Raw genomic sequence first — 23,632 nt, forward strand, 5'->3', positions numbered from 1 at the left:
GACCCCCGGGGGCCAGGCCATGGTCAGGAAGGGACGGGCCCGTCGGGGTTCCGCATCGGATGGATCTCAAGAGATTTACACGTGGGCCACTCCTGTGGATCCTGGGCATCGTCGTGCTGCTTCTCCTCGCCACCACCCTGTGGAACGGCGACAGCAACTTCACGCGGGCGGACACGTCCGACGTGGTGCGATGGATCAATGAGGGCCGGGTCTCCAACGCCAAGATCATTGACAAAGACCAGCGCATCGAGATAACCACGACCCAGGGCCAGCGCTACTACTCCTCGTGGGTGTCGGGGCAGGGCGTGCAGCTCGCCGACCAGCTCCAGCAGGCCCAGGCGGCCAACCGGCTGCCCAAGGGCTACACGGTCGAGGTCCCGAAGGAGAACTTCCTCCTCGGGCTGCTGGTCAGCTTCCTGCCGATCATCTTCGTCGTGCTGCTCTTCCTGTTCATCATGAACCAGATGCAGGGCGGCGGCTCCCGGGTGATGAACTTCGGCAAGTCGAAGGCCAAGCTCATCACCAAGGACACCCCGAAGACCACCTTCGCCGACGTCGCGGGCGCCGACGAGGCCATCGAGGAGCTCCAGGAGATCAAGGAGTTCCTCCAGGCCCCGGCCAAGTTCCAGGCGATCGGCGCCAAGATCCCCAAGGGCGTGCTGCTCTACGGCCCGCCCGGCACCGGCAAGACCCTGCTCGCCAGGGCGGTCGCCGGTGAGGCCGGGGTGCCCTTCTACTCGATCTCCGGCTCCGACTTCGTCGAGATGTTCGTCGGCGTCGGTGCCTCCCGGGTCCGCGACCTGTTCGAGCAGGCCAAGGCCAACGCCCCGGCGATCATCTTCATCGACGAGATCGACGCGGTCGGCCGGCACCGTGGCGCCGGTCTGGGCGGCGGTCACGACGAGCGCGAGCAGACCCTGAACCAGCTCCTCGTCGAGATGGACGGCTTCGACGTCAAGGGCGGCGTGATCCTGATCGCGGCGACCAACCGGCCCGACATCCTGGACCCGGCGCTGCTGCGTCCCGGCCGGTTCGACCGTCAGGTGACCGTCGACCGTCCCGACCTGGAGGGCCGCAAGGGCATCCTGCGGGTGCACGGCCGCGGCAAGCCGTTCGCCGAGGGTGTCGACCTCGACGTCATCGCCCGCCGGACGCCCGGCTTCACCGGCGCCGACCTGGCCAACGTGATCAACGAGGCGGCCCTGCTCACCGCCCGGGCCGACCAGAAGCTCATCACGATGGACACCCTTGAGGAGTCCATTGACCGGGTGATGGCCGGCCCCGAGCGCAAGACCCGGGTCATGTCGGACCAGGAAAAGAAGATCATCGCCTACCACGAGGGCGGCCACGCCCTGGTGGCCCACGCGCTGCCCAACTCCGACCCGGTGCACAAGATCACGATCCTGTCGCGCGGCCGCGCCCTCGGTTACACGATGACGCTGCCGATGGAGGACAAGTTCCTCGCCACCCGCTCGGAGATGATGGACCAGCTCGCGATGCTGCTGGGCGGGCGCACCGCGGAGGAGCTCGTGTTCCACGAGCCCACCACGGGCGCCTCCAACGACATCGAGAAGGCCACCTCCATCGCCCGCCGCATGGTCACCGAGTACGGCATGAGCGAGCAGCTCGGCGCCCGTAAGTTCGGCAGCGGCAACGGCGAGGTCTTCCTCGGCCGTGAGATGGGCCACGAGCGCGACTACTCCGAGAAGATCGCCTCCGCGATCGACGAGGAGGTCCGCCGCCTCATCGAGAGCTCGCACGACACCGCCTGGGAGATCCTCGTCCAGTACCGCGACGTGCTGGACAACCTGGTGCTGGAGCTGATGGAGAAGGAGACGCTCTCGCGTGAGCACGTGCTCCGGATCTTCGCTCCGGTGGTCGTCAAGGAGCACCGCCCGTCCTACTCGGGATATGGCAAGCGGCTCCCCTCCGACCGCCCGCCCGTGCTGACCCGCAAGGAACAGAACGGCAACGGCGCCCTGCCTCCGGGCACCGGCAAGGAGCCGCACGACGTCGTGCCGCGGGACGGAAACTGACGAAGTGAGTGGCACCAACGATTTCACGGTTGACTCGGTCCGGATCGAAAAGGCCGTTCGCGAGATCCTGATCGCGATCGGTGAGGACCCGGACCGAGACGGCCTGCTGGACACCCCGGCCCGGGTCGCCCGTGCCTACGCCGAGCAGTTCGCAGGGCTGCGGCAGGCTCCGGAAGACGTGCTGACCACCGTCTTCGACGCCGACCACGACGAGATGGTGCTGGTGCGGGACATCGAGGTCTACTCGACCTGCGAGCACCACCTCGTGCCCTTCCACGGCGTGGCCGCCGTCGGCTACATCCCCAACGAGAAGGGGCAGATCACCGGCCTGTCCAAGCTGGCCAGGCTGGTCGACGTCTACGCGAGGCGCCCGCAGGTCCAGGAGCGGATGACCTCCCAGATCGCCGACGCCCTGATGCACGTGCTGGAGCCGCGCGGGGTCATCGTGGTGATCGAGTGCGAGCACCTCTGCATGACGATGCGCGGGGTCCGCAAGCCCGGAGCCAAGACGATCACCTCGGCCGTCCGCGGCAGCTTCCGGGACAGCGACAAGACCCGCGCCGAGGCGATGTCCCTCATCCTGGGCCGCTGACCCGGGGGGCACACCCGTATCGACAGGGCCGCCGCGTAACACGTGGCGGCCCTGTCGCGTTTTCCCGGGACGTTACGATGCGTGACCGGGAGGGTAAAGCCGGACATCGCAGGTGGAAGTGGGTCCAAGTGACTTCGCTTGGCGTCTCGTTGGGGAAGGCGTTCAATTCGTTATCCCCAAGGCCCACCCGTCGCTCCGCTCGGTGACGGGGAACACCTAGGCTTGTCGGCATGACCACGTGGAGCGTGCCGGGAATGCCCGCCGAGGAGCGGTGCCTGGTCATGGGCGTGGTCAACGTCACGCCCGACTCGTTCTCCGACGGCGGCCAGTGGTTCGACGAGGACGCCGCGGTGCGGCACGGCCTGGAGCTCGTCCGTCAGGGGGCCGACATCGTCGACGTGGGCGGCGAGTCCACCCGCCCGGGAGCGGCCAGGGTGTCGCTGGAGGAAGAGCTGGCCAGGGTGACGCCGGTGATCAGGGCGCTGGTCGCCGAGAGGGTGACCGTCAGCGTCGACACCATGCGCGCCGAGGTCGCCGAGGCCGCCGTGGCGGCGGGCGCCCGGCTGGTCAACGACGTGAGCGGCGGCCTCGCCGACCCCGCGATGCCCAGGGTCGTCGCGGCCACCGGGGTGCCCTACGTCGTGATGCACTGGCGCGGCCACAGCCACGACATGCAGAGCCGCGCGATCTACACCGACGTCGTGACCGAGGTGCGCGAGGAGCTCGCCAAGCGGGTTGACCTCGTGCTCGCCGAAGGGGTCGCGGAGAGCCAGATCGTGCTCGACCCGGGGCTCGGCTTCGCCAAACAGGGCGAGCACAACTGGGAGCTGCTGGCCCGCCTGGACCGGCTGGCCGCCCTCGGCTATCCGCTGCTCATCGGCGCGTCCAGAAAGCGGTTCCTCGGCCGGCTCCTGGCCGCTCCCGACGGCACACCGCGCCCGTTCAGTCACAGCGACGACGCGACGGCGGCCGTGACCGCGCTCGCGGCCCAGGCAGGCGCCTGGTGCGTCCGGGTGCACCAGGTCGGCCCCAACGCGGATGCGGTCAGGGTGGCCGCCGCGTGGACGCGTGGAGGAGGCAGATGAGCGTCGACACGGCGGCGGTGGAGACGGCCAACCAGACGTTCTACACCGCGATCGAGGAAGCCGATCTCGACAAGATGACCGAGATCTGGGCCCTCGACATCGACGGCCAGCAGGTGAGCTGCGTGCATCCGGGCTGGCCGATGCTCACCGGCCGGGGCGAGGTGCTCCGTTCCTGGGCGCTGATCATGGCCAACACGCCCTACATCCAGTTCGTGCTGACCGACGTCCAGGTCACGGTGTTCGGTGACGTCGCCGTCCTGACCTGCGCCGAGAACATCCTGACCGCGGGCGACGCGGGCGAGGCGAGTTTCGCGGCGGGCAAGGTCGTGGCCAGCAACACGTTCATCAGGACCACCGAGGGCTGGCGGCTGTGGATGCACCACGGCTCCCCGGTCCTGCAGGGTGAGGACGACGCCGAGGACGAGGAGCCCGAGTGATCTCCGAGGTGGCCGACACGATCCGGCTGACCGGGCTGCGCGCCCGCGGGTTCCACGGCGCTCTCGACGCCGAGCGGGTGCTGGGGCAGGAGTTCGTCGTCGACGTGACGCTGTTCCTCGACACGGCCCCGGCCGCCGCGGGTGACGACTTGGCCAAGACCGTCGACTACGGCTCGCTGGCCGTGCGGCTGGCCGAGGTGGTGTCGGGCGAGCCGGTGGCGCTGATCGAGACGCTGGCGCAGCGGCTGGCCGACGTCTGCCTGGCCGGTGAGCAGGTCGAGGCGGCCGAGGTGACCGTGCACAAGCCGGCCGCGCCCATCCCCGTCCCGTTCAGCGACGTGTCCGTCACGATCACCCGGCGCCGTCCGGCGAAATGACCGGCCTCGATGGGATGCGGAGCAGGCACCTGGTTTGTTGACCGGTGGGACGGCGACGTGGAGGAGATTGTCTTGGCGGTGGTCGGCAGGTGAAGGCGGTTATCGCACTGGGGAGCAATCTGGGCCGGCGTTTCGACACGCTCCAGGGCGCCGTGGACGCGTTGTTCGACGCGCCGGGGCTGCGGTTCGTGGCCGTGTCCCCGGTCTATGAGACCGATCCGGTGGGCGGCCCCGAGCAGGGTCCCTATCTCAACGCGGTGGTGATCGGCGAGACCACGCTCGACCCGCACACCCTGCTGGAGCGGGCGCAGGGCGTGGAGCGCGCCTTCGGCCGCGAGCGGCGGGAGCACTGGGGACCGCGCACCCTCGACGTCGACCTGATCGCGCTCGGCGATCTGGTCCTCGGCGACCCGGAGCTGACGCTGCCCCATCCGCGCGCGCACGAGCGGGCCTTCGTGCTGGTGCCGTGGTCCGCGGCCGATCCGGAGGCGGCGCTGCCCGGGTACGGCCCGGTGGCCGGCCTGCTCGCCGGGCTGGACACCTCGGGAGTGCGGGAGAGGGCGGAGCGCACGCTACAGGTGCCGATGTGAAGACCACCCGCCCCCTGGTGCTGGTCGCCCTCATCGTCGGCTTCGCCGTGCTGACCTGGGTTCTGCTGCGCTCCTTCTACTCCGACCTGCCGTCGCTGCCGTGGACCGCGATCCCGACCGTGCTGCTGCTCGCCGTCGGCGAGGGCTACAGCGGCTGGATGACCCGGGCCAGGATCGAGCGCAGGGACGACACCAAGCCGGTGGAGCCGCTCGCCGTGGCGAGGCTCGCCGCGCTGGCCAAGGCGTCGTCGCACGCGGGAGCCGTCTTCGGCGGGATCTTCGCCGGGTTCGTCCTCTACGTCAGCGACCGGCTGGACCAGGCCACCCCGCAGCAGGACTTCTTCGTCGCCGGCGGCTCCCTGCTGGCCTGCGTGGTGCTGATCTGCGCCGCCCTCTATCTGGAATACTGCTGCCGCATTCCCAAGGGCGACGAGGACAACCACCGCGACGACGGCTGAGCCGTCACTTGTCGATGTCCCCGACCACGAAGAACATCGACCCGAGGATCGCGATCATGTCGGCGACCAGGTGGCCGGGCAGCATCTCGCGCAGCACCTGGATGTTGTTGAAGGACGCCGAGCGCAGCTTGAGCCGCCACGGCGTCTTCTCCCCGCGGGAGACCAGGTAGTAGCCGTTGACGCCGAGCGGGCTCTCGGTCCACGCGTAGGTGTGGCCCTCGGGCACCTTGAGCACCTTGGGCAGGCGCTGGTTGATCGGTCCCGGCGGCAGCTCGCGGAGCCGCTCCAGGCAGGCGTCGGCGAGGTCGAGGGAGATCTTGACCTGCTCGAAGAGCACCTGGAACCGCGCGTGGCAGTCGCCGGCCGTACGGGTCGCGACCTTGACGGGCAGCTCCCCGTAGGCGAGGTAGGGCTCGTCGCGGCGCAGGTCGAAGTCGACGCCGGAGGCGCGGGCGATCGGCCCGCTCACGCCGTACTGCATGATCGTGTCGCGGTCGAGCACGCCGATGCCCCTGGTGCGGGCGAGGAAGATGTCGTTGCCCAGCAGCAGGTTCTCGATGTCGGGCAGGCGGCGCCGTACGTCGGCGACCGCCTGGGCGGTGCGGGACAGCCAGCCGGCGGGCAGATCCTCCTTCAGCCCGCCGACCCGGTTGAACATGTAGTGCATGCGGCCGCCGGAGATCTCCTCCATGACCGCCTGGAGCGTCTCGCGCTCCCTGAAGGCGTAGAACACCGGGGTGATCGCGCCGAGCTCCAGCGGGTAGGAGCCGAGGAACATCAGGTGGCTGAGCACCCGGTTGAGCTCGGCCAGCAGGGTGCGCGCCCACACCGCCCTGACCGGCGTCTCCATGCCGAGCATGCGCTCGACCGCGATCACCACGCCCAGCTCGTTGGCGAACGCGGACAGCCAGTCGTGCCGGTTGGCCAGCACGATGATCTGCCGGTAGTCGCGCACCTCGAAGAGCTTCTCCGCGCCCCTGTGCATATAGCCGATGATCGGTTCGGCCGAGCTGATCCGCTCCCCGTCGAGCGTGAGCCGCAGCCGCAGCACGCCGTGCGTCGAGGGGTGCTGCGGGCCGATGTTGAGGACCATGTCCTCGGTGGCCAGCTCCTTGACGCCGGTGCCGATGCCGACGATGCGCTCGCGGGGTTCGTGCTCGGTCATACCGTCATGCTGTCACGTCAGGGCGAGGTGGCAAGGTCGCGGAGGGCGGCGACGAGCCGGTCCACGTGCTCCTCGGTGGTGCCGACGCCGATGGAGGCCCGTACGGCTCCCGCCGAGCCGTCCGCGCAGCCGCCCGCCGCGTCCAGCAGGTGGCCGACGAACGGGTGCGCGCAGAACCGCCCGTCGCGCACGCCGATGCCGTACCCCGACGACAGCGCCTCGGCCACCTCGCGCGCCCGCCGGCCCGCCACGGTGAAGGAGACGATGCCGACCCGGGGATGGTCCGGCCCCCACAGCGACAGTTCGCGGACGCCGTCGATGGAGGCGAGCCCGGCGCGCAGCCGGGCGAGCAGGCGCTCCTCCTCGCGGACGAGGGGCGTCCAGCCGGTCGCGGACAGGGCGTCGCAGGCGGCGGCCAGCGCGATGGCGCCCAGCACGTTCGGGGTGCCCGCCTCGTGCCGCTGTTCGGGGTCGTCGCTCCACTCGGTGCTTCCGCCGGCGGCGGCGACGGACTTCGAGGCGCCGCCGCCGCGCAGGTAGGGTTCCGCGCGGGCGAGCCAGTCGGCGCGGCCGACCAGCGCGCCCGCGCCGAAGGGCGCGTACAGCTTGTGCCCGGAGAAGGCGACGTAGTCCAGGTCGAGCGCGGTGAGGTTGAGCCTGCGGTGCGGGACGAGCTGCGCCGCGTCCACCAGGATGCGGGCGCCGTGCCGGTGCGCGATGTGCGCGAGCGCGGCGATCGGCCACAGCTCCCCGGTGACGTTGGAGGCGGCGGTCACCACCAGCAGCTTCGGGCCGTCGATGCCGGAGAGCGCGTCGTCCGCCGCGCGCACGGCCTCGCCGGGGAAGGCGGGCGGCGCCAGCCGTACGGCATCGGGCCAGGGGAGCAGGGAGGCGTGGTGCTCGGTGTCGAAGGCGACGACGGTGGTGCCCGGCGGCAGGCAGCGGGCCAGCAGGTTGGTGGCGTCGGTGGTGTTGCGGGTGAAGACCACGGCGTCGTCGGTCCGGCCGCCGACGAACGCGCGCACGGTGTGCCTGGCCTGCTCGTACCGGGAGGTGGTGAGCTGGGAGGCGTAGCCCGCGCCGCGGTGCACGCTGGAGTACGCCGGGAGCGCGGCGGCGACGGCCTCGCCCACCGGCACGAGACACGGCGCGCTGGCCGCGTAGTCGAGGTTCGCGTACGGCACCAGCCGGCCGCCCCTGACCGGGACCTCAAGGTCGGCGCCGAGCACCTGGGGGATGACGGACCGGACCGGGTTCGCGGCGGCCTGGGCGGGGACCGTCGTCTCCGGTGCGCCGGGTGCGTCGGGGGTGCCAGAGGTGCGAGGGGTGCTGGGGGTGCTGGGGGAGAGGATCGTGAGCAGGGACAACGCCGGCCTCCTGAAGGTCGTCGGACCCCCGCCTCGGCGTCATCATGACCGGAGCCCGCGCTTGCCCGGCGCTTTCTGCGACGGACCAGGTCCTCACCCGGGGCACCCCGCCGCGGACGCGAGGGTTGCCGGCCAGCGAGCCGGGGCTTGGCGCTGGCACTCATGACCTACGCCCGCACTATAACCGACCGGCCGCCCCCGACCGCAAACCGGGAGGTAAACGCCCATCCGTTTACGATGACCCTGTGCGATTCGACCCCTGGGACCAGAAGTTCGTCGCTCATCCCTACGATGTCTACGCCGAGATGCGCGCGTCCACCCCGGTCACGTTCTTCGAGCCGACCGGCCAGTGGCTGGTGGCCAGGCACGCCGACGTCAACGCGCTGCTGCGGGACCGCCGCCTCGGCCGTTCCTACCTGCACGTCGCCGGCCACGAGGAGTACGGCAGGCAGCCCGAGCCGGACTTCCAGGAGCCGTTCTGGCGGGTCACCAGGACCGGGATGCTCGACGTCGAGCCGCCGGTGCACACCCGGCTGCGGCGGCTCGTGTCCAAGGCGTTCACGCCGCGCATGGTCGAGTCGCTGCGGCCGAGGATCCGGCGGATCGCCACCGGGCTGGCCGAGGACCTGGTGGAACGCGGCGGCGGCGACCTGCTCGCCGACGTGGCCGAGCCGCTTCCGGTCACGGTGATCGCCGAGATGCTCGGCGTCCCCGAGGAGGACCGGCACCTGCTGCGTCCCTGGTCGGCCGACATCTGCGGGATGTACGAGCTCAACCCGTCGATGGAGGCGCAGCTCAAGGCGGTGCGCGCGGCCGAGGAGTTCTCCGGCTACCTGCGTGACCTGTCCAGGTCCCGCAGGGACGCGCCGGGGGACGACCTCATCAGCGCGCTCACGCAGGTCGTGGACGAGGGCGACCGGCTCACCGAGGACGAGCTGATCGGCACCTGCGTGCTCCTGCTGAACGCCGGGCACGAGGCCACCGTCAACGTCACGGGGAACGGCTGGTGGTCGCTCTTCCGCAACCCCGGGGAGCTGGCCAGGCTGCGCGCCGACCACTCGCTGCTGCCCACCGCCGTGGAGGAGCTGATGCGCTACGACACGCCGTTGCAGCTCTTCGAGCGCTGGGTGCTGGAGGACATCACGGTCGGCGGCGTGCACATCCCGCGCGGGGTCGAGGTGGCCCTGCTCTTCGGTTCGGCCAACCACGACGACGCGGTCTTCGACGACCCCGCGACCCTGAACCTCTCCCGCCCCGAGAACCCGCACATCTCCTTCGGGGCGGGCATCCACTTCTGCCTGGGCGCCCCGCTCGCCCGCATCGAGCTCATCGAGTCCTTCGGCGCCCTGCTGCGGGCCGCCCCCGGCCTCACCCTGGACGAGGAACCCACCTGGAAGCCCAACTACGTCATCCGCGGCCTCACCTCCCTGAAGGTCTCCGTCTGACCCCGCCCACGGCACCCTGACCGGCGCCGCGGGCGGGTCTTCCGAGGCGGGCTCCCTCACGACCCTGACGGGCGCCGCGGGGGTACAGGCTCTCCCGCGGCACCCTGACGGGCGCCGCGGGGGCTTTCCGAAGCAGGCTCGCGTACGGTGCGGGAGGGCTCGCCGCCCCCCTTCCCCCCGGCGCGGCGCCCGGAGGGCGTCGCGGAGGTCAGGCGCGTTTGGCGATCGCGGTGATGAAGGGCTGGACGAGGCGGGCGGCCAGGGGGCCGAAGGCCGCGAGGATGAGGACGTAGGCGGCGGCGAGGGGGCCGAGGTCGGGATGGGCGCCGGCGCCGACGGCCAGGCCGGCGATGACGATGTTGAACTCGCCGCGCGGGATCATGGCGATGCCCGCCCGCGCCTGGCCCGCCTTCGCGATGCCGGCCCGGCGGGCGGCGTACGCGCCGGCGAGCAGCTTGGTGATCATGCTGACCAGGGCGAGGGCCGCGGCCAGCCCGGCCACCGGGAGGATGGCCCGGGGATCGGTCTGTAACCCGAAGAAGACGAAGAACACGGCGGCGAACAGATCCCGGATCGGGGTGAGCAACGCCCGCGCGTCCTCGGCCAGTTCGCCGGACACGGCGATGCCGACGAGGAAGGCGCCGACGGCCGCGGAGACCTGGAGCTGCTGGGCGAGCCCGGCCACGACCAGCGCCAGCCCGACCACCTTGAGCAGCAGCACCTCGGAGTTGGGACTGCGCACGAACGCCTCGATGAACCGCCCGAAGCGCAGGGCGACGAGCAGCACCACGCTGACCGTGCCGAGCGCGATCGCCACCGTGATGGCCCCGTTGAGCAGGCTGAGCCCGGCCAGCAGGGCGGTGAGGACGGGCAGGTAGAGCGCCATCGTGAGGTCTTCGAAGACCAGCAGCGACAGGACGACGGGTGTCTCCCGGTTGCCTATCCATCCCAGATCGGACAGCACCTTGGCGGTGATGCCGGAGGAGGTGGCGTAGGTGACGCCGGCCATCGCCACGGCGGCGACCGGGCCCCAGCCGAGCAGCAGGGCGGCGATCGCGCCGGGCGCCGCGTTGAGGACGAGGTCGACGAGCCCGCCGCGCAGGTTGCCGCGCAGGCTGCTCACCAGTTCGTCGGCGTTGTACTCCAGCCCCAGTGTGAGCAGCAGCAGGATGACGCCGAGTTCGGCGCCCACCGAGATGAACTCCTCGCTGTCGGCCAGCGGCACGATGCCGCCCTGTCCGAAGGCGAGGCCGGCGAGGAGGTAGAGGGGGATGGGGGAGATGCCGAAGCGGAGGGCCATGGCGCCGAGCACGCCGAGGCCGAGAATGACGAAGCCGAACTCGAGAAAAAGTATCGCGGTGCTGTGCAAGGATCGGCCTACCCGTCGGCCAGGATATCGGCCACGGCTTCTGTGCTGTCCTGTCCGCCCACGACGACGATCACGTCACCGGCGGCCAGGCCGAAGTCCGGGGTCGGGCTGGTGATGACCTGCCCGCCGCGCACGACGGCCACGATCGAGGCGCCCGTCCGGGTCCGCACCCGCGCGTCGCCCATCGGCCGGCCCACGTACGGCGAGCCGGGCCCGATGGGGAGCTGCAGGCTGACCAGACCCTCGACCTGGCTGTGCAGGGCGTTGAGCCGCTGCACGATGCGCGGTGCGCCGAGCAACTCGACGAGGGCTTCCGCCTCCTCGTCGTTGAGCTTGACGGCCTCGCACGCCCGGTCCGGGTCGGAGACGTCGTAGATCACCAGGTCTCGCCGCCCGGTGCGGTGGCTGACGACACCGACCCTACGGCCCGACCGGGTGGTGAACTCGTGTTTGAGTCCTATTCCGGGAAGAGCCGTTTGTTCGATGTCCACCACGCGTGTCACCTCATTAGATACCGCCTATTGGTATCTACAGGGTATAGCGGCTGGTTCATCCGACGTCCTGGCAAAGCCATCCGAAGCCACCAAGGCCGGAAGAATCGATCAATTCGCCTTCCTGGGAGGCGCGGGAGAGGGCGCGCAGATAGCCGCGCGGATCTTTGTGCGCGAGTTCCACCTCGGGCCGCGCACCGGAGATCCCGAGCAGCCGCAGCGCCTCCCGCTGAGTGGTCAGGGTGGTGGAGGTCTCACGGACCGCCTCCACCGCCGCCGCGCAGGCGTCGAGCGCGACGTGCGCGGTGATGTCGCAGGACCCGTCGGGCACGGCGGCGACGATCGCGCCGTCCCGGTAGCCGCTGAGCGTGCCGCAGCCGGGACGGTCGTCCACAGGGTGTGCATAGTCGACGGCGATGGCTCTGCCGCGCTCCAGGCGGCGCACGACGTCGGCCCAGGCTTCGTCGCGGGACCGGCCGATCTCCGCGCGCCGGCCGATCTCCGCGCGCCGGCCGATCTTGGTGAGCGGCCACCAGCGGTCCAGCCACGCCAGGTCGGCCTCGGCCGGCTCCGGTCCCGGCCGTTCCCTGCCGGTCGCCGGGTCCACCAGCACCAGGCGCGGCCCGCGCGCGGTCTGCTCGGCGATGTCCAGCGGCACGTTGTCCAGCCACTCGTTGGCGACCACCAGGCCGGTGATCGACTCCGGCGGGGCGGCGGACCAGGAGATCTCCGCGGGCAGGCCGGCGGGCCGGGGAGCGAGGTCGACGCCGGTGACCCGCAGCCGTCCGCGCAGTTCGGCGGGCGCCCGGCCGAGCACGCCGGCGACCAGGGTGCCCTCCCCGGCGCCCATGTCCACCAGGTCGAGCCGCCCGGGACGGCCGAGCCGGGCGTCCACCTCGGTGAGGACGCGCAGGATCGCCTCGGCGAAGACCGGTGAGGCGCTGACCGAGGTGCGGAAATGACTGGAAGGGCGCTCGCGCAGATAGAAGCCGCTCTCGCCGTAAAGTGCCCGCTGCATGGCGGCGCGCCAGGTGAGCCACACGACATCAGACGCTATCTCCCCGGCCTTGCCCGGGTGTTCGTCGTCGATCCACATCATCATGGCGCAACCGTGACACGCGGAGTCATCGCATTACTGCGATCTGTCATCGCTTTGCGCTAACGTCACTGTGCGTAGGGAGTCGCATCGCCGTCCCGGCCCGTTCCCCCATCGGGCTCGGTCCGGCCGTCTCCCCGGGGCATGGTCAGCAGCGTCCGGCGCCTGGTGCGGGGGCGCGAGAGCGAAAGGAGCCGCCTTGCTCAAGAAATCGGTCCTGGTCCTGGCCTTCGCCGGCCTTCTGAGCTGGCCCGCCGTGGCCGCTCACGCCGACGGCGGTGACGGCGCGGGCAGGGCGATCAACATCGTGCTGTTCGCCGACGAGGTCTTCGAGCCGGTCTCCGTGCCGGTCAGCCTCTGCGGCAACGCCACGGCCAGTCCGGGCAATCCGATCACGGCGTGTAACCGGGGAGCCTCGGTCGTCTCGGACAACAAGCAGGGCTGAGGGCGTCCTCGCCGAGGGAGCGGGCGCCGAGACCCCAAGGGGATCCGGCGCCCGCGAGTGCGTACTCGGAACTGAGTCGCAAATGTGACTCCTCCCCTTTCGATTTCAATAATGTTGGGCCACCCCGACAGGGGATGTACTTTATGTATGCCCTTGCCCCTTATGTCCGAATCTACAGTTGTGGCAAAAGCATGCCATACCGCTGAAGACGTCTTATGGACAGAGGTAGCGTGCCGCGCGGAGCCATGAAAGCGCTGCCGTTACCCTGGCACCGAAGCGGGGCGACCGGACTTGCGGCGTCCCCGTGTGGTCGACAGGACGGTGCGACATGGACGCTAGTGATCGTCCGGCACGGCTGGCCGTGGGGGTGCTCGGCGCGGGCCGGGTCGGGTCGGTGTTGGGTGCGGCGTTGGCGGGCGCGGGGCACAGGGTGGTCGCCGCCAGCGGGGTGACCGACGCCTCGTCCCGGCGCGCCGTCGATCGGCTGGGGGTCTCCCCGGTGTCCCCGGAGGAGGTCGTCTGCGACGCCCAGCTCATCCTGCTCACGGTCCCCGACGACGTGCTCCCGGGGCTGGTCTCCGGGCTCGCCACGACCGGGGTGAACCTGCGCGGCAAGCTCCTCGTGCACACCAGCGGCGCGTACGGCCTGAGCGTGCTCGAACCGGCGGCCCGCTGCGGCGCCCTGCCGCTCGCGCTGCACCCGGTGATGACCTTCACCGGCAGGGAGGACGACCTGCGCCGCCTCACCGGCTGCTCGTTCGGCGTCACCGCGCCCGACCAGCTGCGGCCGGTCGCCGAGGCGCTGGTGATCGAGATGGGCGGCGAGCCGGTGTGGATCGAGGAGGCCGACCGCGCGCTCTACCACGCGGCCCTGGCCAACGCCGCGAACCACATGGTCACGCTCATCGCCGAGTCCTCCGAGCTGCTGGGCCGGATCGGGGTGGAGCATCCGGGCCGGATGCTCGGCCCGCTGCTCGGCGCGGCGCTGGACAACGTGCTGCGGCTCGGCATCGCCGGGCTCACCGGCCCGGTCGTGCGCGGCGACGCGGGCACGGTGCGCAAGCACGTGGACGCGCTCATCCTCACCGCGCCGGAGGCGGCCGACGCCTACATCGCCCTGGCCCGGCTCACGGCCGACCGGGCGCTCGCCGCCGGACTGCTCAAGCCCGAGGCCGCCGAACGGCTGCTGGACGCCCTGGGAGGCAACATATGGACCTGATCGTCGCCGCTGACTCCGCGGAGCTGGCCTCGGCCCGTGCCGAGCTGGGAGGCGGCACCCTCGCGCTGGTGCCCACCATGGGCGCGCTGCACGAGGGGCACAGGTCCCTGATCCGGCTGGCCGCCGAGCAGGCCGACCACGTGGTGGTCAGCATTTTCGTCAACCCGCTCCAGTTCGGCCCCGGCGAGGACTACTCCCGTTATCCCCGGACGTTCGACACGGACGTGGAGATCTGCCGTACGGAGGGCGTGAGCGTGGTCTTCGCCCCGGCGGCCGAGGACATGTACCTCCCCGGCCGCCAGGTCTCCGTGCACCCGGGGGAGATGGGCACGGTGGCCGAGGGGGCGTTCCGGCCGGGGCATTTCGGCGGCGTGCTCACGGTCGTGCTCAAGCTCTTCAACCTGGTCCGCCCGGATGTCGCGGTGTTCGGCCGCAAGGACGCCCAGCAGCTCGCCCTCATCCGCCGGATGGCCGCCGACCTCAACCTGCCGATCGAGATCGTCGGCGCGCCCACCGTGCGCGAGCCCGACGGCCTGGCCCTGTCCAGCCGCAACCGCTACCTCACCGCCCAGGACAGGCCGACCGCCCTTTCCCTGTCCAGGGCCCTGCGCGCGGGCGAGGCGGTCGCGCACGCGGGCGGTACGGCGGGCGAGGTGCGCGCCGCGGCCCTGGCGGTGCTCGGCCAGGCCGCCGGGCTCGACGTCGACTACCTTCTGCTCGTCGATCCGGCGACCTTCGCCGAGGCGGGCGACGACCACGAGGGCGAGGCGCTGCTCGCCGTCGCGGCCAGGGTGGGCACTACCAGGCTGATCGACAACGTCGAGGTCGTCCTGGGCTCACCGGGTCCGGCGCTGCCCGCGTAGCAGGAGGACGACCCCGCCGGTGACCAGGGCGGCGGTCGCGCCGAGCGCGAGGCAGACGGCGTGCAGCGCCCTGGTGAAGCCGGCGCCGTCGAGGTGGCCGCCGCTGATCACGGCGAGCATGGTGCCGACCACCGCGAGGGCGACCGTCTCCGTGGTGAGCCGGACGGTGTTGAACAGCCCCGCCGTCGCCCCGGCCTGCTCGGGGCGGACGGTGGAGACGGCCAGACCGTCGATGACCCCGGTGGTCAGGCCCACTCCCGTCCCGACGAGCAGCAGCGGCAGGCCGAGCTGCCAGGCCGTACTGCCGGCGCCGACGGTGACCAGGAGCGTGACGCCCGTCCCGCTGAGCGCCACCGACCCGGCGACGAGCAGCAGCTGGGACCGCCTGGCGATCATGGTGCCCAGCGCGGGCAGCACCACGGACGGGACGGTGAGCATGAGCAGCCAGGCGCCGGCCTGACCGGCGTCCAGGCCGATGACCGTGATCAGGTAGGACGGCAGGTAGACCAGCAGGGGCACGATCAGGACCATCATCGTCCCCGCCGCCAGGGCGAAGGCGAGGAACGGCCGGTTCGCCAGCAGGCCGAGGTCGAACATCGGGTCGGCGGCCCGGCGTTCCACGACGACGAAACCGGCCCCGCACGCCAGGGCGGCGAGCAGCGCGCCGAGCACCGCGGGCGCGGTGAGTCCGAGGACGGGCGCCTCGACCAGCACGAAGATCAGCAGCACCAGTGCCGCGGTGAACAGCGCCCCGCCCGCCCGGTCGACGCGCCGCCCCGCGTCCCCGCGCAGCCGGGGCAACAGGGCGCACAGCGGCAGGACCACCCCGGCGAGCACCGCGGGCACCGCGAACACCGCCCGCCAGCTCGACGCGCTCACCAGCAGCCCCGAGACGGTCGGCCCGAACGCGAGCCCGGCGCCGAGGACCGTCCCCAGCAGCCCGAAGGCGCGGGTCCGCGCCGCGCCGTGGAAGGTCGCCGCGAGGATCGAGGTCCCCGCCGCCGTGGCGCCGGCCGCACCGACGCCGGCCACCGCCCGCGCGACGTTCAGGAGCACGATGTCGCCCGCCAGCGCGCACATGACGCTGCCGGCGAAGAACAACATGACCCCGGCGGCGAACATCCGGCGGCGGCCGAGCCGGTCGGCCAGCGAACCGGCGAAGGTGAGGAAGGCGGCGAAACACACGTTGTAGCCGTTGATCACCCATTGGGCGGCGGCGAGGTCCGCCGCCAGGTCGTGCTGGACACCGGGCAGGGCGACCGCCGCGCCGGTGATCGTGAGAGGGACGGTCAGGGACGAGAGCAGGACGGCGCCGAGAACGCGCGCGTTCGCCGCCCGGTCAGGGTGGGGGAACCCGGGGCGACGTCGGCCGCGGGTGACGAAGAGGTGCACAGAGAGCTCCGTGGATCGAGCGCGGAGCCGGGCAGCACAGAAGACCGCACCGGCGGGGGACGCTGATGCGGCGAAGCGTGGTCCTGGGGTTCACGCCGCCGCTAAGGGCGGCACACTCTGTCCGACTCTGGCACGATCACAACGTATCCGGCCCCGACACCCCGGCGCCAAGCCTTTTCCCGGCTGTCACAACAGCTCGCCGGACCCGGCCCCCGGCCCGGGACCACCGTCCCCACCCCTGACCTGGGGATCGTGACCTGGCCCCCGGCCCGGGACCACCGTCCCCACTCTGACCTGGGGATCGTGACCTGGTCCTTGGCGTGGGACCACCGTCCCCACCCCCCTGCTCCGGGAGCCCCGGTGGAGAGGGAGATATTCGGTGGTCCGGGTGGATGGGGGTGGGTAGGTTTTGCGGCTGGAGAGGGAGGTCCTGTGCGGGTGTTCGGTGATGACGAGCTTGAGCGGTTCGTGGTGGAGGGGTTCCTGCCGTTACGCGGGGCTTTTCCGAGAGAGGTCGCGGACGAGGCGCGCGGCAGGCTGTGGGCGAAGATCGGGTTGAGTCCGGACGAGCCGGCGGGGTGGACCCGGCCGGTGGAGTGGGCGACCGACGAGGACGGGGCGGGGCCGTTCCGGCAGGCCGTGATGTCGCCCCGGCTGCACGCGGCCTTCGACCAGCTCGCCGGGCCGGGGCGCTGGCTGCCCCGGGGCACGATCGGCAACGTGCCGGTGCGCTTCCCCGGGCTGCCGCCCGCCGACGACACCGGCTGGCACATCGACGCCTGCCTTCCCCGCCCGGACGGATCGTGGGGATACGGGCTGCACGCGCACACCATGCTGCTGCTCATGCTGTTCTCCGACGTGGGCCCGGATGACGCGCCGACCCGGATCAGGGTCGGGTCGCATCTCGACGCCGCCAAGATGCTGGAGCCGTACGGCGAGGCGGGGCCGGACTTCCACGAGCTGTATCCGGCCCTGGTGGAGGCGACCGAGGGCCGTCCGCCGGCCACGGTGTCGGGGGAGGCGGGGGACGCGTTCCTGTGCCACCCGTTCCTGGTGCACGCGGCCGACGCCCATCGGGGGACGAAGCCGCGGTTCATGTCCCAGGGGCCGGTGCTGCTGAAGGAGCCGCTGCGGGTGGACCGCGCCGACGGCGCCTACTCGCCCCTGGAGGCCGCCGCCCGCCGGGGCCTCGGCCGTACGGCGTAGCCCGTGCGGCCTGGACCGTACGGCACGCCGCAAACCCACCCCCCGGGAATGAAACCCCACTGGCCACCATTTATCGTCATGTTGACGAAATAAGGCGATACCAGTCCGGCGACCCGGCCGGGCGGGAAGGTGGCCACGTGAGCGCCCCAGCCATCCCCATGCGTCTGACCGCGCCGCCTCCCGGATGGACGGTGTCCGCCGACGTCGTGGTCGTGGGGTCCGGGGTCGCCGGGCTGACCGTGGCGCTCCGCCATGTCGAGCTGGCCCCGCACGCCCGGGTGCTCGTGGTGACCAAGGACGTGCTGTCGGCCGGGTCCACCCAGTGGGCCCAGGGCGGGATCGCGGCCGTGCTGGACGCGGGCGACTCGGCGGCCGAGCACGTCAGTGACACGCTGCTCGCCGGCGTCGGGCTGTGTGACGTGCCGGCCGTGCAGGCGATGGTGACCGAGGGGCCGGGGGCGCTGCGGCGGCTGATGGAACGCGGCGCCCGGTTCGACCGCGACCCCGCCGGGGAGCTCCAGCTCACCCGCGAGGGCGGGCACCGCAGGAACCGGATCGTGCACGCGGGCGGCGACGCCACCGGCGCGGAGGTGCAGCGGGCGCTGGTGGAGGCGGTGCGCCGCGCGCCGGAGATCGAGGTCATCGAGCACGCGCTCGTCCTCGACCTGCTGAAGGACGCCGCCGGACGGGCCTGCGGGATCACGCTGCACGTGATGGGCGAGGGCGCCCGCGACGGCGTCGGCGCCGTACGGGCGAACGCGGTCGTGCTGGCCACCGGCGGCATGGGACAGATCTACGCCTCCACCACCAACCCGCTGGTGTCCACCGGCGACGGCGTCGCGCTGGCGCTGCGCGCCGGGGCCACCGTGCGGGACGTGGAGTTCGTCCAGTTCCATCCCACGGTGCTCTGGCTGGGACCGGAGGCGACCGGGCAGCAGCCGCTCATCTCCGAGGCGGTACGCGGCGAGGGCGCGGTGCTGATCGACGGGAACGGCGAGCGGTTCATGACCGGCGTGCACGAACTGGCCGACCTCGCCCCGCGGGACGTGGTCGCCAAGGCGATCATGCGGCGGCTCCGGGAGACCGGCGCGGACCACGTCTTCCTCGACGGCCGCGGGTTCGGCGCGGACACCTGGCGGACCCGTTTCCCCACCATCTACGCCGTCTGCCGGGAACACGGGATCGACCCGGCGAAGGACCCGATCCCGGTCGCCCCGGCGGCGCATTATGCGAGTGGTGGCGTGCGGACCGACCTGCACGGCCTTACCAGCGTCGAAGGTCTCTACGCGTGCGGCGAGGTGGCCTGCACCGGCGTGCACGGGGCCAACCGGCTGGCCTCCAACTCGCTGCTGGAGGGACTGGTCTTCGCCGAGCGCATCGCCGCGCACGTTCTCGCGCACCGCCGTGAGCCGGGTGAGCCGGTGGCCGACGGCAGGCCGGGCGGGCTCGTCGATCCCCGGGCGCGGGCCAGGATCCAGGGGCACATGAGCAGGGGCGCCGGGGTGCTGCGCAGCGGCGAGAGCCTGCGCGAGGTCGGCCGCGCGCTGCTGGACGCGCGGTGGACCCCGGTGACGGTCGAGCCGCGCACCGAGTCGTGGGAGGCCACCAACCTGCTGACCGTCGCGTCGGTGCTGGTCTCCGCCGCGCTGCGGCGGGAGGAGACCCGGGGCGCGCACTGGCGCGAGGACCACCCGCAGGCCGACGACGCCTGGTGGCTCGCCCACCTGGACACCGAACTCTCCCAGGAGGGACTGATCATGACCTACCGCCCGCACACGAGCCCCGAGCCCGCGCCGCTGCCCACCAGGGTGGAGAAGGAACTGATCGAGGCCGGGCTCGACCCGGCGGGCGTGGTGGCCGTCTACGAGCGGGCGCTGGCCGAGGACGTGTGGGAGGCCGGCGACGTGACCAGCGCCGCCACCATCCCCGAGGGACTTCTAGCGACCGCCGACGTGGTGGCCCGTGCCGACGGCGTGGTGGCCGGGCTCGCGGTGGCCGAGGGCCTGTTCGCGCACGCCTCGCAGGGCAGGCTGACCGCCGAGCGCCGTACCGAGGACGGCGACCGGGTGCGCCGGGGCGACGTCCTGATGAGCGTCACCGGCCCGGCCCGCGACCTGCTGACCGCCGAGCGCACCGCGCTCAACCTGCTCACCCACCTGTCCGGCATCGCCACCGCGACCGCCCGCTGGGTCAGCGCCCTGGAGGGCACCCGGGCCCGGGTCAGGGACAGCCGCAAGACGCTCCCTGGCCTGCGCGCCCTGGAGAAGTACGCTGTACGGTGCGGAGGCGGCGTCAACCACCGCATGTCCCTGTCCGACGCGGCGCTGATCAAGGACAATCACGTGGTGGCGGCAGGCGGTGTCGCCGCGGCCTTCCAGGCGGTACGGCGGGCCAATCCCGGACTGCCCATCGAGGTGGAGGTGGATCGCATCGACCAGATCGAGCCGGTGCTCGCCGAGGGCGCCGATGAGATCCTGCTGGACAACTTCACCGTCGAGGAGACGGCGCGGGCGGTCCGGCTGGTCGCCGGGAGGGCCCGGCTGGAGGCCAGCGGGGGCCTGACGCTGGAATCAGCTCGTGACGTCGCCGAAACCGGCGTCGATTACCTTGCGGTGGGCGCGCTCACGCATTCCGCGCCCGCGCTCGACATCGCATTGGATCTGCGGGGGTCTTGATGCTGCTCACGATCGACGTCGGCAACACCCATACCGTCCTCGGCCTGTTCGAGGGCGAAGAGGTGATCGAGCACTGGCGGATCGCCACCGACGCCCGCCGTACAGCCGACGAGATCGCCGTCGTCCTGCAAGGACTGCTCGCCCAGTCGCCGTTGCTGAAGAACGCCGACGTCAACGGCATCGCCATCTGCTCCACGGTGCCGTCGGTGCTCAACGAGATGCGCGAGATGTGCCGCCGCTACTACGGCGACGTGCCCGCGGTCGTGGTCGAGCCCGGCGTGCGCACCGGCGTCCCGGTCCGGATGGACAACCCCAAGGAGGTCGGCAGCGACCGCATCGTGAACGCGCTGGCCGCCATCAACCTGTACGGCGGGCCGTGCGTGATCGTCGACTTCGGCACCGCCATCTCCTTCGACGCGGTCTCCGCCAAGGGGGAGTACGTCGGGTCCGTGACCGCCCCCGGGATCGAGATCTCGGTGGACGCGCTGGCCGCGGCGGGCGCCCAGCTGCACAAGGTGGAGCTGATGCGCCCGCGCGCCGTCATCGCCAAGAACACCGTCGAGGCGCTCCAGTCGGGCATCATCTACGGCTTCGCCGGCCAGGTGGACGGCATCGTCGAGCGGATGGCCGCCGAGCTGGCCGAGAACCCCGACGACGTCACCGTGGTCGCGACCGGGGGACACGCCCCGCTGATCGCGGCCGAGGCCAGGTCGGTGGACGTGCACGAGCCCTGGCTCACCCTGATCGGGCTACGGCTGATCTACCAGCGCAACACCACATGAGGTGCGCCTGCCGTACGAAACGGGGTTGAAGACCTCGGTAACCTTTTCCGTGTGACCGATGATGTGACGACCCCAGCCGAGGATGTCCCGGAGCAGATGCGTGTGCGCCGGGAAAAGCTCGACCGCCTTCGCAGCGAAGGCGTCGACCCCTACCCGGTGACCTTTCCCCGCACCGCGACCGTCGCCGAGGTCAGGGACAAACACCAGGGCCTCCCCGCGGACACCGCGACGGGTGAGAAAGTGGGCGTCGCGGGACGGGTCATGCTCTCCCGGGTGGGCGGCAAGCTGTGCTTCGCCACCATCCGCGACGGTTCGGGCGACATCCAGGTCATGATCTCGCTGGACAAGGTGGGCGAGGATTCGCTCGCCCGCTGGAAGCGCGACGTCGACCTCGGCGACCACGTCGGCATCGAGGGCGAGGTGATCACCTCCCGGCGCGGCGAGCTGTCCATCCTGGCCGAGAGCTGGCAGATCACCTCCAAGTGCCTGCGCCCGCTGCCAGAGAAGCACGCCGGGCTGAGCGACCCCGAGGCGCGGGTCCGCCAGCGTTACGTCGACCTCATCGTCAACGACGAGGCGCGGCGGATGGCCAGGGTGCGCAGCGACACCGTGCGCGCGGTGCGCGACTTCTGGCACGGCGAGGGCTATCTGGAGGTCGAGACGCCGATGCTCCAGCCGATCCACGGCGGGGCGGCGGCGCGGCCGTTCAAGACCCATATCAACGCCTACGACATGGAGCTCTATCTGCGCATCGCGATCGAGCTCTATCTCAAGCGGCTCGTGGTGGGCGGGATCGAGAAGGTCTTCGAGATCAACCGTAACTTCCGGAACGAGGGCGCCGACGCGACCCACAACCCGGAGTTCACCATGATCGAGGCGTACGGCACCTACCTCGACTACAACGACATGGCCGACCTCACCCAGCGGATGTACCAGCACGCCGTGACGGCCGCCCTCGGTACCACCGTGGTGGTGCACAAGGGTGAGGAGATCGACCTCGGCGGCGCGTCGTGGCCGCGGATCACGCTCTACGGCTCGGTCTCCGAGGCGCTGGGCGAGGAGGTCACCACGGACACCCCGCTCGACCGGGTGCGCAAGTACGCCGACCAGCGGGAGATCCACTGGGAGGCGAAGTGGGGCCAGGGCAAGCTCGTCCAGGAGATCTTCGAGGAGCTGGTCGAGCACACGCTCCTGCAGCCCACCTTCGTGATGGACTACCCGCTGGAGACCTCGCCGCTGACCCGTCAGCACCGGGAGAACCCGCTGCTCACCGAGAAGTGGGACCTCATCGGCTTCGGCACCGAGCTGGGCACGGCCTACTCCGAGCTGGTCGACCCGCTGGAGCAGCGCCGCAGGCTCACCGAGCAGTCCCTGCTCGCCGCCGGCGGTGACCTCGAAGCCATGCAGCTCGACGAGGACTTCCTCACCGCTCTGGAGTACGCGATGCCGCCGACCGGTGGCATGGGCGCCGGCATCGACCGGATGATCATGGCGTTCACCGGCAAGAACATCCGGGAGACCGTGCTCTTCCCGCTGGTCAAGCCGACGTCCTGACCCCTCGCACGGTCAGCGGGTCCCACCAGGTTTCCTCGTACGGCGGCGCCGGATCGGCAAGCGTCAGATCCGGCGCCGTCGCCGACGCCGCGGTCGGCGCCATGGCCGCCTCCAGCCGGATGCCCCCGCGGGCACGGGGACCGAATTTGACCAGATGCTTGTTCTGTCAGTGACGATTTCACCGCGGTGCGCGCGGCCTGTCGGCATTCGGCGGGACGGATCACGGACAGGGGCCGAATCCGGTACCGGACAGCCCGGATAGGCGGCAATTGTGCGGCGCGAGGCCGCGGCGTCAGTGCAATGTGTGGCGAATTGCCGGATGTCGTGGAGAGAGCCGGAAGTGCTCGGCCAGGAAAATACCCCTGGCGGGTGGCCTTTTGCGGAAAAATGTGCATAGCGGGTGCCCGGAGTGCGGGTGGGGGGCCGCGCGGCGGGCCGCCCCGGTGGGCTGCCCCGGTGGGCCTCCGCAGGGCGGGAGCCAGGCCACGGCGGCGGTGAGCGCCTGCTCGGGCGGGCATTGCGGTCGCCCGGCTCGTCAGTAAACACACCGACATATGGTGACGAGTTCACATACGCATGGGTGCGTCAATGATGATCCACCTGTATGGGTAGAAGTTCTGCTTGACGACCTTTCTCAATCCCGTTTACCGTTCCAGACGAGCGACCACGTATGTGTTCAGTCTCATCGGCATCGTTGAGTACATGTTGGGTGAAGAGGGGGCACCGGTGGCATTTCCCAGGGTGGATTCCCTTCGTGAGGACGGCCTGCCAGACGGCGATGGAGTGGGATTGAGCGAGGACGACCTCGTTCTGCTCGCGGAGCTGGCCAAGGGCGTGACCGTGGACCGCGTGGGCCGCAGGCTGGAGGTCAGCGGGCGCACGGTCCGGCGCAGGCTGCGCGGCATCTGCGACCGGATCGGAGTGGCGACCGCCATCGAGGCGGTCGCCTGGGCGGCGCGCCGCCGCCTGATCTGAGGCGCCCACGACC

The 23,632-nt window shown here is 71.3% G+C and carries 22 protein-coding genes and 1 riboswitch; of the genes, 16 read left to right on the plus strand and 6 right to left on the minus strand.

Annotated features, from left to right (window positions below; all coding sequences use genetic code 11):
- The first annotated feature begins 59 nt into the window (after positions 1-59).
- The 7 genes from ftsH to QSK26_RS26545 all read left to right on the plus strand — a co-directional run bounded on the left by ftsH (position 60) and on the right by QSK26_RS26545 (position 5,575).
- A complete protein-coding gene (ftsH, locus tag QSK26_RS26515) occupies positions 60-2,036 on the plus strand; it encodes an ATP-dependent zinc metalloprotease FtsH (RefSeq protein WP_285777965.1) in 1,977 nt (658 codons plus the stop codon).
- 4 nt (positions 2,037-2,040) lie between these two features.
- The gene (gene folE / locus QSK26_RS26520; protein ID WP_285777966.1) at positions 2,041-2,628 is read left to right on the plus strand and encodes a GTP cyclohydrolase I FolE; all 588 of its coding nucleotides are present in this window, start codon (positions 2,041-2,043) and stop codon (positions 2,626-2,628) included.
- A 230-nt stretch (positions 2,629-2,858) separates the two neighbouring features.
- The gene (folP, locus tag QSK26_RS26525) at positions 2,859-3,713 is read left to right on the plus strand and encodes a dihydropteroate synthase (RefSeq protein ID WP_502888749.1); all 855 of its coding nucleotides are present in this window, start codon (positions 2,859-2,861) and stop codon (positions 3,711-3,713) included.
- Entirely contained in the window at positions 3,710-4,150 is a 441-nt protein-coding gene (locus QSK26_RS26530; protein WP_285777967.1) for a nuclear transport factor 2 family protein, read from the plus strand. Before folP ends, QSK26_RS26530 begins: the two co-directional genes overlap by 4 nt.
- Before the next feature lie 8 nt (positions 4,151-4,158).
- Positions 4,159-4,527 carry a dihydroneopterin aldolase gene (folB, locus tag QSK26_RS26535; RefSeq protein ID WP_285777996.1) on the plus strand — a complete coding sequence of 123 codons (369 nt, stop codon included), beginning with the start codon at positions 4,159-4,161 and terminating at the stop codon, positions 4,525-4,527.
- Between the two features lie 89 nt (positions 4,528-4,616).
- Positions 4,617-5,117 (plus strand): 2-amino-4-hydroxy-6-hydroxymethyldihydropteridine diphosphokinase, encoded by a 501-nt coding sequence (gene folK, locus QSK26_RS26540; RefSeq protein ID WP_285777968.1) that lies wholly within the window; start codon positions 4,617-4,619, stop codon positions 5,115-5,117.
- Entirely contained in the window at positions 5,114-5,575 is a 462-nt protein-coding gene (locus tag QSK26_RS26545) for a DUF3180 domain-containing protein (RefSeq protein WP_285777969.1), read from the plus strand. Before folK ends, QSK26_RS26545 begins: the two co-directional genes overlap by 4 nt.
- 4 nt (positions 5,576-5,579) lie before the next feature.
- Here the strand turns inward: QSK26_RS26545 and QSK26_RS26550 are convergent, their stop codons facing one another.
- On the minus strand, positions 5,580-6,740 hold the full coding sequence (locus QSK26_RS26550) for an NADH-quinone oxidoreductase subunit D (RefSeq protein ID WP_285777970.1): 1,161 nt from the start codon (positions 6,738-6,740) through the stop codon (positions 5,580-5,582).
- Between the two features lie 17 nt (positions 6,741-6,757).
- Entirely contained in the window at positions 6,758-7,978 is a 1,221-nt protein-coding gene (locus QSK26_RS26555; protein ID WP_285777997.1) for an aminotransferase class V-fold PLP-dependent enzyme, read from the minus strand.
- A gap of 181 nt (positions 7,979-8,159) precedes the next feature.
- A riboswitch (SAM riboswitch) is annotated at positions 8,160-8,275 on the minus strand.
- Positions 8,276-8,352: 77 nt separating this feature from the next.
- Here QSK26_RS26555 and QSK26_RS26560 point away from each other — a divergent pair.
- Positions 8,353-9,552: a cytochrome P450 gene (locus tag QSK26_RS26560; protein WP_285777971.1), complete on the plus strand. Its 1,200-nt coding sequence runs from the start codon at positions 8,353-8,355 to the stop codon at positions 9,550-9,552.
- Between the two features lie 208 nt (positions 9,553-9,760).
- Here QSK26_RS26560 and QSK26_RS26565 read toward each other — a convergent pair whose 3' ends face one another.
- From QSK26_RS26565 to QSK26_RS26575, 3 genes are read right to left on the minus strand one after another with little or no spacing between them, the layout of a single operon-like run.
- Entirely contained in the window at positions 9,761-10,921 is a 1,161-nt protein-coding gene (locus tag QSK26_RS26565) for a cation:proton antiporter (RefSeq protein ID WP_285777972.1), read from the minus strand.
- An 8-nt stretch (positions 10,922-10,929) separates the two neighbouring features.
- Entirely contained in the window at positions 10,930-11,412 is a 483-nt protein-coding gene (locus QSK26_RS26570; RefSeq protein WP_285777973.1) for a cation:proton antiporter regulatory subunit, read from the minus strand.
- Between the two features lie 58 nt (positions 11,413-11,470).
- On the minus strand, positions 11,471-12,514 hold the full coding sequence (locus QSK26_RS26575) for an SAM-dependent methyltransferase (protein WP_352244391.1): 1,044 nt from the start codon (positions 12,512-12,514) through the stop codon (positions 11,471-11,473).
- A gap of 193 nt (positions 12,515-12,707) precedes the next feature.
- Between QSK26_RS26575 and QSK26_RS26580 the strand changes: the two genes are divergently transcribed.
- The 3 genes from QSK26_RS26580 (at position 12,708) to panC (ending at position 15,035) form a co-directional block, all read left to right on the plus strand.
- Entirely contained in the window at positions 12,708-12,953 is a 246-nt protein-coding gene (locus QSK26_RS26580) for a hypothetical protein (protein WP_285777974.1), read from the plus strand.
- 328 nt (positions 12,954-13,281) lie between these two features.
- A complete protein-coding gene (locus QSK26_RS26585; protein ID WP_285777975.1) occupies positions 13,282-14,172 on the plus strand; it encodes a Rossmann-like and DUF2520 domain-containing protein in 891 nt (296 codons plus the stop codon).
- On the plus strand, positions 14,163-15,035 hold the full coding sequence (panC, locus tag QSK26_RS26590) for a pantoate--beta-alanine ligase (protein WP_285777976.1): 873 nt from the start codon (positions 14,163-14,165) through the stop codon (positions 15,033-15,035). Before QSK26_RS26585 ends, panC begins: the two co-directional genes overlap by 10 nt.
- Here panC and QSK26_RS26595 read toward each other — a convergent pair.
- Positions 15,009-16,427 carry an MFS transporter gene (locus QSK26_RS26595; protein WP_285777977.1) on the minus strand — a complete coding sequence of 473 codons (1,419 nt, stop codon included), beginning with the start codon at positions 16,425-16,427 and terminating at the stop codon, positions 15,009-15,011. The genes panC and QSK26_RS26595 overlap by 27 nt on opposite strands.
- A gap of 432 nt (positions 16,428-16,859) precedes the next feature.
- Between QSK26_RS26595 and QSK26_RS26600 the strand changes: the two genes are divergently transcribed.
- The 5 genes from QSK26_RS26600 to QSK26_RS26620 all read left to right on the plus strand — a co-directional run bounded on the left by QSK26_RS26600 (position 16,860) and on the right by QSK26_RS26620 (position 23,619).
- Positions 16,860-17,633 carry a phytanoyl-CoA dioxygenase family protein gene (locus QSK26_RS26600; protein ID WP_285777978.1) on the plus strand — a complete coding sequence of 258 codons (774 nt, stop codon included), beginning with the start codon at positions 16,860-16,862 and terminating at the stop codon, positions 17,631-17,633.
- A gap of 158 nt (positions 17,634-17,791) precedes the next feature.
- Positions 17,792-20,308, plus strand: a complete 2,517-nt coding sequence (locus QSK26_RS26605) for an L-aspartate oxidase (RefSeq protein ID WP_285777999.1) — start codon at positions 17,792-17,794, stop codon at positions 20,306-20,308.
- Positions 20,308-21,090, plus strand: a complete 783-nt coding sequence (locus QSK26_RS26610; RefSeq protein WP_285777979.1) for a type III pantothenate kinase — start codon at positions 20,308-20,310, stop codon at positions 21,088-21,090. Before QSK26_RS26605 ends, QSK26_RS26610 begins: the two co-directional genes overlap by 1 nt.
- A 51-nt stretch (positions 21,091-21,141) precedes the next feature.
- Positions 21,142-22,644: a bifunctional lysylphosphatidylglycerol synthetase/lysine--tRNA ligase LysX gene (gene lysX, locus QSK26_RS26615; RefSeq protein WP_285777980.1), complete on the plus strand. Its 1,503-nt coding sequence runs from the start codon at positions 21,142-21,144 to the stop codon at positions 22,642-22,644.
- A 783-nt stretch (positions 22,645-23,427) separates the two neighbouring features.
- Positions 23,428-23,619, plus strand: coding sequence for a helix-turn-helix domain-containing protein (locus QSK26_RS26620; protein ID WP_352244392.1), 192 nt, complete (start codon positions 23,428-23,430; stop codon positions 23,617-23,619).
- The last annotated feature ends 13 nt before the right edge of the window (positions 23,620-23,632 follow it).

It is taken from the genome of Microtetraspora sp. NBRC 13810 (genome assembly GCF_030268685.1).
Classification (GTDB): domain Bacteria; phylum Actinomycetota; class Actinomycetes; order Streptosporangiales; family Streptosporangiaceae; genus BSRQ01.

Coding starts and splice junctions, on each gene's coding strand:
- ftsH (WP_285777965.1), top strand. CDS start 60: ATGGATCTCAAGAGATTTACACGTGGGCCACTCCTGTGGATCCTGGGC.
- QSK26_RS26610 (WP_285777979.1), top strand. CDS start 20,308: ATGCTGCTCACGATCGACGTCGGCAACACCCATACCGTCCTCGGCCTG.
- QSK26_RS26585 (WP_285777975.1), top strand. CDS start 13,282: ATGGACGCTAGTGATCGTCCGGCACGGCTGGCCGTGGGGGTGCTCGGC.
- folP (WP_502888749.1), top strand. CDS start 2,859: ATGACCACGTGGAGCGTGCCGGGAATGCCCGCCGAGGAGCGGTGCCTG.
- QSK26_RS26605 (WP_285777999.1), top strand. CDS start 17,792: ATGCGTCTGACCGCGCCGCCTCCCGGATGGACGGTGTCCGCCGACGTC.
- QSK26_RS26550 (WP_285777970.1), bottom strand. CDS start 6,740: ATGACCGAGCACGAACCCCGCGAGCGCATCGTCGGCATCGGCACCGGC.
- QSK26_RS26575 (WP_352244391.1), bottom strand. CDS start 12,514: ATGATGATGTGGATCGACGACGAACACCCGGGCAAGGCCGGGGAGATA.
- QSK26_RS26530 (WP_285777967.1), top strand. CDS start 3,710: ATGAGCGTCGACACGGCGGCGGTGGAGACGGCCAACCAGACGTTCTAC.
- panC (WP_285777976.1), top strand. CDS start 14,163: ATGGACCTGATCGTCGCCGCTGACTCCGCGGAGCTGGCCTCGGCCCGT.